At 71.3% G+C, this 12,547-nt stretch carries 13 protein-coding genes; 4 read left to right on the forward strand and 9 right to left on the reverse strand.

The annotated features are described in order from the left end of the window. From pgi to pgl, 4 genes are all read left to right on the forward strand, one after another. A partial coding sequence (gene pgi / locus ACXJKL_RS04300) for a glucose-6-phosphate isomerase (RefSeq protein WP_457205820.1) occupies positions 1-1,516 on the forward strand: 1,516 nt, incomplete at its 5' end. An 11-nt stretch (positions 1,517-1,527) separates the two neighbouring features. Further along, positions 1,528-3,063: a glucose-6-phosphate dehydrogenase gene (zwf, locus tag ACXJKL_RS04305; protein WP_457205821.1), complete on the forward strand. Its 1,536-nt coding sequence runs from the start codon at positions 1,528-1,530 to the stop codon at positions 3,061-3,063. Further along, entirely contained in the window at positions 3,060-3,977 is a 918-nt protein-coding gene (locus ACXJKL_RS04310) for a glucose-6-phosphate dehydrogenase assembly protein OpcA (protein ID WP_457205822.1), read from the forward strand. Before zwf ends, ACXJKL_RS04310 begins: the two co-directional genes overlap by 4 nt. A gap of 2 nt (positions 3,978-3,979) precedes the next feature. Further along, positions 3,980-4,708: a 6-phosphogluconolactonase gene (pgl, locus tag ACXJKL_RS04315; protein WP_457205823.1), complete on the forward strand. Its 729-nt coding sequence runs from the start codon at positions 3,980-3,982 to the stop codon at positions 4,706-4,708. Positions 4,709-4,845: 137 nt separating this feature from the next. On the opposite strand, the gene ACXJKL_RS04320 is transcribed toward pgl, so the two are convergent. The 9 genes from ACXJKL_RS04320 to rapZ form a co-directional block, all read right to left on the reverse strand. Next, complete coding sequence (locus tag ACXJKL_RS04320) at positions 4,846-5,826, reverse strand: hypothetical protein (RefSeq protein WP_457205824.1); 981 nt, start codon at positions 5,824-5,826, stop codon at positions 4,846-4,848. A gap of 110 nt (positions 5,827-5,936) precedes the next feature. Further along, on the reverse strand, positions 5,937-6,305 hold the full coding sequence (locus ACXJKL_RS04325) for an RNA polymerase-binding protein RbpA (RefSeq protein ID WP_457205832.1): 369 nt from the start codon (positions 6,303-6,305) through the stop codon (positions 5,937-5,939). Between the two features lie 57 nt (positions 6,306-6,362). Next, on the reverse strand, positions 6,363-6,599 hold the full coding sequence (secG, locus tag ACXJKL_RS04330) for a preprotein translocase subunit SecG (RefSeq protein WP_457205825.1): 237 nt from the start codon (positions 6,597-6,599) through the stop codon (positions 6,363-6,365). Between the two features lie 30 nt (positions 6,600-6,629). Continuing rightward, positions 6,630-7,418 carry a triose-phosphate isomerase gene (tpiA, locus tag ACXJKL_RS04335; RefSeq protein ID WP_457205826.1) on the reverse strand — a complete coding sequence of 263 codons (789 nt, stop codon included), beginning with the start codon at positions 7,416-7,418 and terminating at the stop codon, positions 6,630-6,632. A 5-nt stretch (positions 7,419-7,423) separates the two neighbouring features. After that, positions 7,424-8,626 carry a phosphoglycerate kinase gene (locus ACXJKL_RS04340; protein ID WP_457205827.1) on the reverse strand — a complete coding sequence of 401 codons (1,203 nt, stop codon included), beginning with the start codon at positions 8,624-8,626 and terminating at the stop codon, positions 7,424-7,426. Position 8,627: 1 nt separating this feature from the next. Beyond that, positions 8,628-9,623, reverse strand: a complete 996-nt coding sequence (gene gap / locus ACXJKL_RS04345) for a type I glyceraldehyde-3-phosphate dehydrogenase (protein ID WP_457205828.1) — start codon at positions 9,621-9,623, stop codon at positions 8,628-8,630. Between the two features lie 190 nt (positions 9,624-9,813). Next, positions 9,814-10,800, reverse strand: coding sequence for a DNA-binding protein WhiA (gene whiA, locus ACXJKL_RS04350; RefSeq protein WP_457205829.1), 987 nt, complete (start codon positions 10,798-10,800; stop codon positions 9,814-9,816). Between the two features lie 51 nt (positions 10,801-10,851). Further along, entirely contained in the window at positions 10,852-11,820 is a 969-nt protein-coding gene (locus ACXJKL_RS04355) for a gluconeogenesis factor YvcK family protein (RefSeq protein WP_457205830.1), read from the reverse strand. 4 nt (positions 11,821-11,824) lie between these two features. Continuing rightward, on the reverse strand, positions 11,825-12,547 hold a 723-nt coding region (gene rapZ / locus ACXJKL_RS04360), incomplete at its 5' end, for an RNase adapter RapZ (RefSeq protein WP_457205831.1).

The following is a 12,547-nucleotide window of genomic DNA, read 5'->3' on the forward strand; positions in this document are numbered from 1 at the left end:
GTCCAAGAACCTGGTCGACGACGAGGTCCTGGCCGCGCTCCTCGCGCTCGCCGACCAGGTCGGCCTGACCGAGCGCCGCGACGCGATGTTCCGCGGCGAGCGGATCAACGTCACCGAGGACCGGGCCGTGCTCCACACCGCGCTGCGCCAGCCGGCGGGCTCGGTGGTGGAGGTCGACGGGCACGACGTGGTGCCCGACGTGCACGAGGTGCTCGACCGGGTCTACGCCTTCGCCGAGCGGGTGCGGTCGGGCGAGTGGACCGGGGTGACCGGTCAGCGCATCGCCACGGTCGTCAACATCGGCATCGGTGGCTCCGATCTCGGACCCGTGATGGCCTACGAGGCCCTCGCGCCGTACGTCCAGGACGGCCTCGAGTGCCGGTTCATCAGCAACATCGACCCGACGGACTGCGCGACCACGCTGGCCGGGGTGGACCCGGCCACCACCTTGTTCATCGTCTCCAGCAAGACCTTCGGCACCCTCGAGACGCTCACCAACGCCCGGCTCTGCAAGGCGTGGCTGCTCGACGGACTGCGCGGGGCCGGATCGATCGACGGGCCCCAGGGTGACGCCGACGCCGTCGCCCGGCACTTCGTGGCGGTCTCGACGGCCCTGGACAAGGTCGCCGACTTCGGGATCGACCCCGACAACGCGTTCGGCTTCTGGGACTGGGTCGGCGGGCGCTACTCGCTGGACTCCGCGATCGGCACCTCGCTGGTCGTCGCGATCGGCCCGGAGCCCTTCGCCGAGCTGCTCGCCGGCATGCACACGATGGACGAGCACTTCCGCACCACCGCCCTCGCGCACAACGTGCCGGCACTGATGGGCCTGCTGAACATCTGGTACACCAACTTCCTCGGCGCCGAGACCCACGCCGTGCTCCCCTACAGCCAGCTGCTGCACCGCTTCCCGGCGTACCTCCAGCAGCTGACCATGGAGTCCAACGGCAAGGGCGTCCGTTGGGACGGCACCCCGGTCACCACGGGGACCGGCGAGGTCTTCTGGGGCGAGCCCGGCACCAACGGGCAGCACGCGTTCTACCAGCTGATCCACCAGGGGACGCGCCTCGTGCCGGCCGACTTCATCGCGGTGGCCACGCCGGCGTACCCGTTGCGCGACGGCGAGTCCGACGTGCACGAGCTGTTCCTCGCCAACTTCTTCGCCCAGACCGCGGCGCTGGCCTTCGGCAAGACGGCCGACGAGGTGCGGGCCGAGGGCACCGACGAGTCGGTCGTCGCCGCTCGGGTCTTCACCGGCAACCGGCCGACGACGTCGATCATGGCGCCGGCGCTGACCCCCTCCGTGCTGGGACAGCTCATCGCGCTCTACGAGCACATCACCTTCACCCAGGGCGTGGTGTGGGGCATCGACAGCTTCGACCAGTGGGGCGTCGAGCTCGGCAAGCAGCTCGCCCAGCAGGTGAGCCCGGCGGTCGCCGGAGACGCCGCGGCGCTGGCCGAGCAGGACGCCTCCACCCGTTCCCTGGTCTCCTACTACCTGGCCCACCGCGGCTGATCGGCGGCGAGATGCGCACCAATCCCCTCCGGGACCCCCAGGACCGGCGGCTCCCCCGCATCGCGGGACCGTCGAGCCTGGTGCTCTTCGGCGTCACCGGCGACCTGTCCCGCAAGAAGGTCATGCCGGCGATCTACGACCTGGCCAACCGCGGCCTGCTGCCGCCGGGCTTCTCGCTCATCGGCTTCGCGCGCCGCGACTGGGCCGACCAGGACTTCGCACAGATCGTCTACGACGCGGTCAAGGAGCACGCGCGCACGCCCTTCCGCGAGGAGGTGTGGCGCCAGCTCTCCGAGGGCTTCCGGTTCGTGCCCGGCAACTTCGACGACGACGAGGCGTTCGCCACCCTGGGCCGGACGATGCGTGAGCTCGACGAGGCCCGCGGCACCGGCGGCAACACCGCCTTCTACCTCGCCATCCCCCCGGGTTTCTTCGGCACCGTGGTCGGTCAGCTCCAGGAGCACGGCCTCGCCGAGCCCAGCATCGACTCCACCGGGATGCCGTCCTGGCGTCGGGTGGTCGTGGAGAAGCCGTTCGGCCACGACCTGGAGTCGGCGCGCGAGCTCAACGACGTGCTCGCACCGGTCTTCCCGTCGGGGTCGGTCTTCCGGATCGAYCACTAYCTCGGCAAGGAGACGGTSCAGAACATCCTGGCGCTGCGCTTYGCCAACRRCATGTTCGAGCCGATCTGGAACGCCAACTACGTCGACCACGTGCAGATCACCATGGCCGAGGACATCGGCATCGGGGGCCGTGCCGGCTACTACGACGGCATCGGCGCCGCTCGCGACGTCATCCAGAACCACCTCCTCCAGCTGATGGCGCTCGTCGCGATGGAGGAGCCGACCTCGTTCGACGCCGAGCAGCTGCGCATCGAGAAGCAGAAGGTGCTCTCCTCGGTGGTGCTGCCGCCGCGGCTCGACACGACGACGGCCCGCGGGCAGTACGCCCCCGGCTGGCAGGGTGGCGAGAAGGTCATCGGCTTCCTCGAGGAGGAGGGCATCAGGCGCACCTCCAAGACCGAGACGTACGCCGCGATCACCCTGCACGTCGACACCCGTCGCTGGGCAGGCGTGCCGTTCTACCTGCGCACCGGCAAGCGCCTGGGTCGCCGCGTCACCGAGGTGGCCGTCGTCTTCAAGCGCGCGCCGCACCTGCCCTTCACCGCGACGGCGACCGAGGAGCTCACCCAGAACGCGCTGGTCATCCGGGTGCAGCCCGACGAGGGCCTCACCATGCGCTTCGGCTCGAAGGTGCCCGGCACCGCGATGGAGATCCGCGACGTCAACATGGACTTCGCCTACGGCGGCTCGTTCACCGAGGCGAGTGCCGAGGCCTACGAGCGGCTCATCCTCGACGTCCTGCTCGGCGACCCGCCCCTCTTCCCACGCCACGAGGAGGTCGAGCTGTCCTGGAAGATCCTCGACCCGATCCTCGAGCACTGGGCCCGCAAGGGGAAGCCGGAGGCCTACCCCGCCGGCACCTGGGGGCCCGAGTCGGCCGACAGGATGCTCGCTCGCGACGGACGCACCTGGAGGCGACCATGACCACGTTCGAGCTCGAGAACACCAACGCCTCGGCGATCGCGGCCGAGTTCGTGCGGGCCCGCACCCGCGCCGGCTCGCCGGCGATGGGGATGGTGATGACGCTGATCATCGTCGTGCCCGACAGCGACGCCGAGACCGCCATGCAGGCCGCGCAACGGGCCTCGCGCGAGCACCCCGCGCGGGTGCTGGGCGTCATCCTCGGTGACGGCCGGGGCAAGGCGCAGGTGGACGCGACCGTCGCCACCGGGGGCGGCTGGGGCGGCGAGACCGCCCTCATCCGCCTCAAGGGCGAGGTGGTGCGGTACGCCGAGTCGGTGGTGCTGCCCCTGCTGCTGCCCGACTCCCCCGTGGCGATCTGGTGGCCCACCGAGCCGCCGGACCTCCCGGCCGAGGACCCCCTCGGCGCGCTGGCCAAGCGACGGATCACCGACTCGGCGGCCGCGCAGCGCGGCAAGTCGTCGACGATGCTGCGGCAGTGCCAGGCCTACGCGCCCGGCAACACCGACCTGAGCTGGACCCGGCTCACCCCGTGGCGTGCGCTGCTCGCCGCGGCACTGGACCAGCACCCGCTCAAGGTGACCCGCGCCTCGGTGTCGGCGGAGCGCATCAGCCCCAGCGCGGACCTGCTCGTCGCCTGGCTCAACGACCGGCTCAAGGTCCCCGTCGAGCGGCACACCTCCGACGGGCCCGGCATCACCCAGGTGGTGATGGACACCAAGCAGGGCCCCATCACCATCGCCCGCGACGACGGCCGGCTGGCCACCTTCTCCTCGCCCGGACGTCCCGACCGGCCCGTCGCGCTCAAGCGTCGGGAGGTCCCGGCGCTCCTGACCGAGGAGCTGCGCCGCCTCGACGAGGACGACATCTACGCGGCCACCGCCAAGCGTCTCGTCGCCCTCGACAAGGAGGCGTGAGAGTGGTCGCCGGTCCCCGCGTCGTCGTGCACGAGGACGCCCAGACCCTGGCAGGTGACGTCGCCTCGCTGCTGCTCGACCGCCTCGAGTCCGCGCAGGGTCGGGGCGAGGTCCCGCACGTGGGGCTCACCGGCGGGACCATCGCCGACGCCATCCACCGCGAGGTGGCCCGACGCGCGGTCGACTCCTCCGTGGACTGGACCCGGGTCGTCTTCTGGTGGGGCGACGAGCGCTTCGTCGAGGCCGGCTCCCCCGACCGCAACGCACGTCAGGCCCGGGAGGCGCTGCTCGACGGTCTGGGGGTCGACCCGGACCAGGTGCACGAGGTCCCCGCCGCGGACGCCGTGCCGACCGCCGAGGACGCGGCGGCGGCGTACTCCCAGGTGATGCGCACGCAGGGTGCCGGCTTCTTCGAGGTGCTGATGCTCGGGGTCGGGCCGGACGGCCACATCGCGTCCCTCTTCCCGGGTCATCCGGGGCTCGACGAGACCGACCAGATCGCCATCGCCGTCCACGACTCCCCCAAGCCGCCGCCGGACCGGGTGTCGCTGACCTTCGAGGCCATGGACCGGGCGCGGGCCGTGTGGTTCCTGGTCAGCGGGGCCGAGAAGGCCGACGCCGTCGCCGCCGCCCTCGCCGGTGGCGACGTCCACGAGATCCCCGCGCGAGGTGTCGTCGGGACGGACGAGACGCTCTGGCTCCTCGACGAGGCCGCCGCCTCCTCCCTGTGAGGTGCGAGGTGAGCGGCGTGAGGTGAGCGGCGTGAGGTGAGCGGCGTGAGGTGAGCGGGCACATTCCTACCGCTGGAACCCGCCGACCGGGCGCTTCCGTACCGCTGGAACCCGCCGACCGGGCGCTTCCGGCCCGCTCAGCGTCCGAGGTCGATGTACGTCGTCGAGCGCAGGCCCCACTGCCGGCGAGCCCGCTCGAATCCCTGTCGCAGCCGTAGGCCGGTCAGGTCCTGGCCGTACACGTGGTGCTTGAAGAACACGTCCATGACCCAGTCCCGGTCCTCCAACCAGGTGATCCTGCCCTCGTCGTGCTCCCGACGGTCCTCCCCGTGCCACTCCTCGCCGAAGTACTCGACTCCGTAGCGGGTGTCCTCGCGACCCAGATCGACGCGGTACCGCGGCACGTCGCCGTCGTACACCCAGATCTGGGTCTCCGGCCGGGGGAGCTCGGCCTCGTGCCAGTGAAGCCGCAGGGCACTCTCCGGTTGCGACTCGGCGCCCGCGTCACTGAGCGGCACGAGCCGGCGCAGCTGGACGATGCCGYGGAAGCCCTTGAAACGCTCGGCCTCGCGGAGCAGCTCGCCCTGATCGACCCCGAGCCGTAGGAAGCCATCGATGGCACCGAGCGCGTCGTACCGCCACAGCAGCCGGCCGAGGTCGCACGCGGTGCGCAGCGGGGTGGTGACCTGGAGACCGTCGATGGTGCAGATGTCCCGAGCCGTCAAGGACCGAACGCCGCTGCGGATGCTGTCACGGCGGACCCGGCTGCCCGAGCGACTGAAGACGTCCAGGGAAGGCATCTCGTGGATCGCGCTGCGCGGGAGCGCATCGACCCCGTGGACCCACGCCGCGAGGCGGTCCACCGCGACGGCATGCTCCGGTACGACGAGCCGAACGGCAGCCACGCGCAGGCGCAGCGAGTCGGGGACCTGGGTCGCCACCAGCACTCCGCGCAGCATCGGCCTCACGAAGCCACGCTCGAGCAGACGGCGTCTCAGCCGTGGGCCGACACCGGCCGATGCGGCGTACGACGCCGTGAACGGGCGATCGATCGCAATCGGCGCATCGTCGCCGAGGATGATGGCGTCACGGCACCAGGCCGGGGGTCGGTTGCCCATCGGCCAACCGTGCCCGACTTCCGCGCATCGCGTCCGCCGTCATCCACAGGCTCGTTCCAGCGCGACGGAAGTGCCCGGTCGGCAGGTTCCAGCGCGACGGAAGTGCCCGGTCAGAAGATGATGTCGCCGGACTTGCGACGGCTGCGGAGCAGCTGGATCGCCTCGTCGAGGATGTCGGCCGCCTCGGTCTCCGAGCGACGCTCCTTCACGTAGGCGAGGTGCGTCTTGTAGGGCTCGATCTTGGGCGCCGGCGGGGGGTTGTCGCTGTCGAGGCTGGCAGGGAGCCCGCACTTGGGGCAGTCCCACGACTCGGGGACGTTGGCCTCGACCGAGAAGGTCACCACCGACCGGTGCTCGTGCGAGCAGAAGTAGGTCACCGCCTGGCGGGGAGCCGCCTCGCCGCGCTCTGCCTCGCCCATCGGGCCGGCCCCGACCCGACTACCCCGGATCGCGTTTCCGCCACCACCAGCCACGTGCATCTCCTTCTCCATCCGGGCGACCAGGTCGCCCGGGACACGATCCCCGTCAACAGAACGTCAGGTGCTGTACGCCGTGAGCAGACCCAGCGCGATGATGCAGGCGAACCAGATGATGCCGACCCCGATGGTGAACCGGTCGAGGTTGCGCTCGGCGACGGAGGAGCCTCCCAGGGTGCTGGAGACGCCGCCACCGAACATGTCCGACAGTCCGCCGCCGCGGCCCTTGTGGAGCAGCACCAGCAGGATGAGGATCAGGCTCGTGATGACGAGCAGGATGGTGAAGAGCGGAATCACGAGCGGAAGCCTACGTCACACGGTGATGGATCAGAGGACCGGCATCTCGTAGAACCGGCAGATTCCCCCGAACTCGTCCACCTGGAGACTCGCACCGCCCACGAGGCACCCGTCCACGTCCGGCTTCGCCATGATCCCGGCGACGTTCGCGGCCTTCACGGACCCGCCGTACTGGATGCGGACGCCGTCCGCGGCGGCGTCGCCGTGCACCTCGCGGATGCGCTCGCGGATGGCCCCGCACACCTCCTGGGCGTCCTCCGGGGTGGCGACCTCGCCGGTGCCGATGGCCCACACCGGCTCGTAGGCGACCACGAGGCCGGCGACCTGCTCGGCGGTGAAGCCCGCCAGCGAGCCGTCGACCTGCGCCAGCGTGTGGGGGACCTGCTCGCCGGCCTTGCGGACCTCGAGCCCCTCCCCGACGCACACGATCGGTGTCATCCCCGCGGCCAGTGCCTTGTGGGCCTTGGCGTTGACCGTCTCGTCGGACTCGGCGTGGTGCTCACGACGCTCACTGTGGCCCACGACGACGTACGAGCACCCGAGCTTGGCCAGCATGGCCGCCGAGATCTCGCCCGTGTAGGCGCCGCCGTCGTGCATGGAGACGTCCTGGGCGCCGTACTTGAGCGAGAGCCGGTCGCCGTCGACCATCGTCTGYACCGACCGCAGGTCGGTGAACGGCGGCACCACGACCACCTCGACCTTGCCGTAGTCGTGACGCTTGTCCGACAGGGTCCAGGCGAGCTTCTGGACGAGCACCACGGCTTCCTGGTGGTTGAGGTTGCTCTTCCAGTTGCCGGCCATGATCGGGGTGCGGCTCATGCGGGTCAGTTCCTTTCCAGTACGGCGATGCCGGGCAGCTCTTTGCCCTCGAGGAACTCGAGGCTGGCGCCGCCACCGGTGGAGATGTGGCCGAAGGCGGCCTCGTCGAAGCCGAGCTTGCGGACCGCCGCGGCCGAGTCGCCGCCGCCGACCACGGACAGGCCGTCGATCTCGGTGAGCGCCTGCGCGACGGCACGCGTGCCGTCGGCGAAGGCGTCGACCTCGAAGACGCCCATCGGGCCGTTCCAGAAGACCGTCCTGGCGTCGGCGAGCGCCGCCGCGAACGCGGCTCCCGAGTCGGGACCGATGTCGAGGCCGAGCGCGTCGGCCGGGATCGCGTCGGCGTCCACGACCCGCGGCGACGGATCGCGGTCGGACGACGGGAACGCGGTGTCCACCACGACGTCGGTCGGCAGCACGATCTCCACCCCCCGCTCGGACGCCTCCTCGAGGTAGCGACGGCACGTGTCGAGCTGGTCGTCCTCGAGCAGGCTCTTGCCGACCTCGTGGCCCTGGGCCTTGAGGAAGGTGAAGACCATGCCGCCGCCGATGAGAAGCTTGTCGGCCTTGCCGAGCAGGTTGTCGATGACACCGAGCTTGTCGGAGACCTTGGAACCGCCGAGCACCACGACGTACGGGCGCTCGGGGTCCACGGTGAGACGACGCAGCACGTCGATCTCCTTGGCCACGAGCCCACCCATGGCCGAGGGCAGGCGCAGGGCGACGTCGTACACGCTGGCCTGCTTGCGGTGCACGACGCCGAAGCCGTCGGAGACGAACGCGTCGGCGAGCTGGGCCAGCTGCCCGGCGAACGAGCCGCGCACGTCGTCGTCCTTGCTCGTCTCGCCGGTGTTGAAGCGGACGTTCTCCAGCAGCGCGACCTGGCCGTCCTCCAGCGCCGCGACCGTCTCGGTGGCGCTCTCGCCCACCGTGTCGGTCGCGAACGCCACGTCCTGCCCGAGCAGCTCGCCGAGGCGAGCGGCCACCGGGGCCAGGCTGTACTTCGCGTCCGGCGCGCCGTCGGGACGGCCCAGGTGGGCGGTCACGACCACCCGGGCGCCGGCCTCGGAGAGCTGTCGGATGGTCGGCACGCTCGCGCGGATGCGGCCGTCGTCGGTGATCCGGGCGCCGTCCAGCGGCACGTTGAGGTCGGAGCGGACCAGGACACGCTTGCCGCTCAGGTCCCCCAGGGAGGCGATGTCCGACACGTCAGAGCGTGGTGCCGATGTGGGTGATCAGGTCCGCGAGGCGGTTGGAGTAGCCCCACTCGTTGTCGTACCAGCCGACGACCTTGACCTGGTTGCCGATGACCTTGGTCAGCGGCGCGTCGAAGATGCACGACGCCGGGTCGGTGACGATGTCGGAGGAGACGATCGGGTCGGTGGAGTACTTCAGGTACCGGCCGTCGGCGGCCTTCTGCACGGCGGCGTTGACCTCCTCGACCGAGGTCTCGCGGCCGGCCTCGAAGGTGAGGTCGGTGGCGGAACCGGTCGGCACGGGGACGCGCAGCGCGTAGCCGTCGAGCTTGCCCTTGAGCTCGGGCATGACCAGGCCGATCGCCTTGGCCGCACCGGTCGAGGTGGGCACCACGTTGAGGGCGGCGGCGCGGGCGCGGCGCGGGTCCTTGTGGATGTTGTCGAGCAGGTTCTGGTCGGCCGTGTAGGCGTGCACGGTCGTCATCAGGCCCTTGACGATCGTGAACTCCTCGTGGAGCGCCTTGGCCATCGGGGCGAGACAGTTGGTCGTGCACGAGGCGTTGGAGATGACCGTGTGCTTGGCCGGGTCGTAGAGCTCGTGGTTGACGCCCATCACGACGGTGATGTCCTCGTTGGAGGCGGGCGCCGAGATGATGACCTTCTTGGCGCCACCGTCCACGTGGGCGCGGGCCTTGGTCGCGTCGGTGAAGAAGCCCGTGGACTCGACGACGACRTCGACGCCAAGGTCGCCCCACTTGAGGTTGGCCGGGTCGCGCTCGGCGAAGGCGGTGATGGTCTGGTCGCCCACCCTGATCGAGGTGTCGTCACTCGAGACGTCGGCGTCGAGGCGGCCCAGGATGGAGTCGTACTTGAGCAGGTGGGCGAGCGACGCGTTGTCGGTCAGGTCGTTGACGCCGACGATCTCGATGTCGGCTCCCGACGCACGCACGGCGCGGAAGAAGTTGCGGCCGATGCGGCCGAAGCCGTTGATACCTACGCGAACAGTCACTGGGTTACTCCTCAGGGAAATGAGCGTGTGCTGGGTCAGGTGGCTCGACGGCACGCAGGCGCGCGCGTCGGCGTCTCACAGGACCCTATCGCGCGGGCTCGCCGCGCGCCGGGGGCCGTATCGGCGTACGTGCAGGTAACCGCGGAGGGTCGCCGGACCGCAGGTGTCGGGGTCGCCGAGGCGGTCCCGCTCAGGCTTCCTCGGCCAGCATCTCGGGTGTCAGCGACGCCTCGGTGTCGGGGATGCCGAGCTCCTCGGCGCGCTTGTCGGCCATCGCGAGCAGCCGGCGGATCCGGCCGGCGATCGCGTCCTTGGTGAGCACCGGGTCGTGGAGCTGACCGAGCTCCTCCAGGCTGGCCTGCTTGTGCTCGAGGCGCAGGTGGCCGGCGAGCTTGAGGTGGTCGGGCACCTCCTCGGCCAGGATCTCCAGGGCCCGCTCGACGCGGGCGCCGGCGGCGACGGCGGCGCGGGCGGAGCGGCGCAGGTTGGCGTCGTCGAAGTTGGCGAGCCGGTTGGCGGTGGCGCGGACCTCACGCCGCATCCGACGCTCCTCCCAGGCCATCAGTGACTCGTGGGCCCCGAGCCGGGTGAGCAGCGCACCGATGGCGTCCCCGTCGCGGATGACGACGCGGTCGACGCCACGGACCTCGCGGGCCTTGGAGGAGATCCCCAGGCGACGGGCCACCCCGACGATGGCGAGCGCGGCCTCGGGGCCGGGGCAGGTGATCTCGAGGGAGGACGAACGGCCCGGCTCGGTCAGCGAGCCGTGGGCCAGGAAGGCGCCCCGCCACGCGGCGACGGCGTCGCAGCCACCGCCGGAGACGACGGCCGGCGGGAGCCCACGCACGGGGCGCCCGCGCTGGTCGAGCAGGCCGGTCTGGCGCGCCAGCGCCTCGCCGTCCTTGACCACGCGCACGATGTAGCGACTGCCGCGGCGGATGCCGTTGCCCTGCACCATGACCACGTCGGACTGGTGGCCGTAGACCTCGGCGATGTCCTTGCGCAGGCGTCGGGCCGCGGCGCCGGTGTCCAGCTCGGCCTCCACCACGATGCGCCCGCTGACGATGTGCAGACCGCCCGCGAAGCGCAGCATGGAGGCCACCTCGGCCTTCCGGCAGCAGGTCTTCGTGATCTGCGTGTTGGCGAGCTCCGCCTTCACCTGTGCCGTCATCGCCATGGGCCCGATCCTGCCATGCGCGTCAATCACCCCGACGGGCGCCGGGGGGTCTCAGACGCRGGACACGATCTCCTCGAAGGCGGCCGCGAGGCGCGCGTGGTCGTGCCGGTCGGAGGCGTCGTCGGCGGCCACGTCGGCCAGCACCAGCTCCGCGCCGGAGGACGCGACGAGCGTGCGCAGCTCGTCGGGGTGGGCGACGCTGCCCCGGTCCGCGAGGACGGTGTGGATGTCGAGGTCGGGAGCATGCTCGAAGAGGGCGGCGAGGTGGTCCTCGGGCCCGAAGCCGGGGGTCTCCCCCTCCTGGGGCTCGAGGTTGAGGACGACGACGAGTCGGGCCGTCGTGCCCACCAGGGCCTCGCGCAACCCGGGGACCATCAGGTGCGGGATCACCGAGGTGAACCACGAGCCCGGCCCCAGGAACACCCAGTCCGCCTCCATGATGGCCTGGACCGACTCGGGGCACGCCTGCGGCGTCGGCGGGTCCAGGGCCACCGAGACGATGTCGCCCTCGGTCGTCGCGACCTCGACCTGGCCGCGCACGGTGGTGGTCAGCGACCGGTCACTCGCGTCGAGCCCGCGCACCTCGGCGGTGATGTCCATCGGGGTCACCGCCATCGGCAGCACCCGCCCCTGCGCGCCCAGCAGCCGGCCGACCCAGTCGAGGGCCCGCACGGGGTCCCCCATCAGCTCCCACAGCCCGACGATCAGCAGGTTGCCGATGACGTGGCCGTGCATGTCGCCGTCACCCTGGAAGCGGTGCTGGACGACCTCGGCCCACGTGCGCCCCCACTCGTCGTCGCGGCACAGGGCCGCGAGGGCCATCCGGAGGTCACCGGGCGGCAGCACGCCGAACTCGCCGCGGAGCCGACCGGAGGAGCCGCCGTTGTCGGCGACGGTGACGATCGCGGTGAGCGAGTCGATGGTCAGATCGGCCTCCAGGCGCCGCAGGGCGCTGAGCGTGGCGAACAGGCCGTGTCCGCCGCCCAGGGCGACGGCGGCCTGGGCGGTGTCGCGTGCCATCAGCTCACTCCCGGCCCAGGTCCCGGTGCCGGGCACCGGTGTCGTGGCCCAGCTCGCGCAGGCGGGCGGCGATCTCCTCGGTCATCGCCACGCTGCGGTGCTTGCCGCCGGTGCAGCCGATCGCCACGGTCATGAAGCGCTTGCCCTCCCGCAGGTAACCCTTCGCCGCCGTCTCCAGCACCGGGACGTACTGCTCGAGGAAGTCGACGGCGCCGGGACGTTCCTTGACGTACGTCGCGACCGGCTCGTCGCGCCCGTTGAGCGCGCGCAGCTCCGGGACCCAGAAGGGGTTGGGCAGGAAGCGCATGTCGGCCACGAAGTCGGCGTCGACCGGGATGCCGTACTTGAAGCCGAAGCTGGTGACCGTGACCTTGAGCCGCGTGGACTCCGCGGTGCCGAAGGCCACGGCGATGCGGTCGGTGAGCTGGTGGACGTTGAGGTTGGTGGTGTCGATGACCACGTCGGCGTCGCCCCGCAGCTCGGCCAGCACCTCCCGCTCGCGGTGGAGGCCGTGCAGGAGCCGGCCGCTGCCCTGCAGTGGGTGGGGACGCCGGGCGGCCTCCTGGCGGCGGACGAGCACCTCGTCGGTCGCCTCGAGGAACAGCAGCGTGGTCGGTCGCCCGGTGACGCCCTGGTGGCGGTTGGCCTGGAGGGAGTCGAAGAAGGAGCCCGAGCGGACGTCCACGACCACGGCGATCGGCTGGCTGATGCCGTGGTTGTCGTCGAC

The sequence above is a fragment of the Nocardioides sp. P5_C9_2 genome (assembly GCF_054049555.1).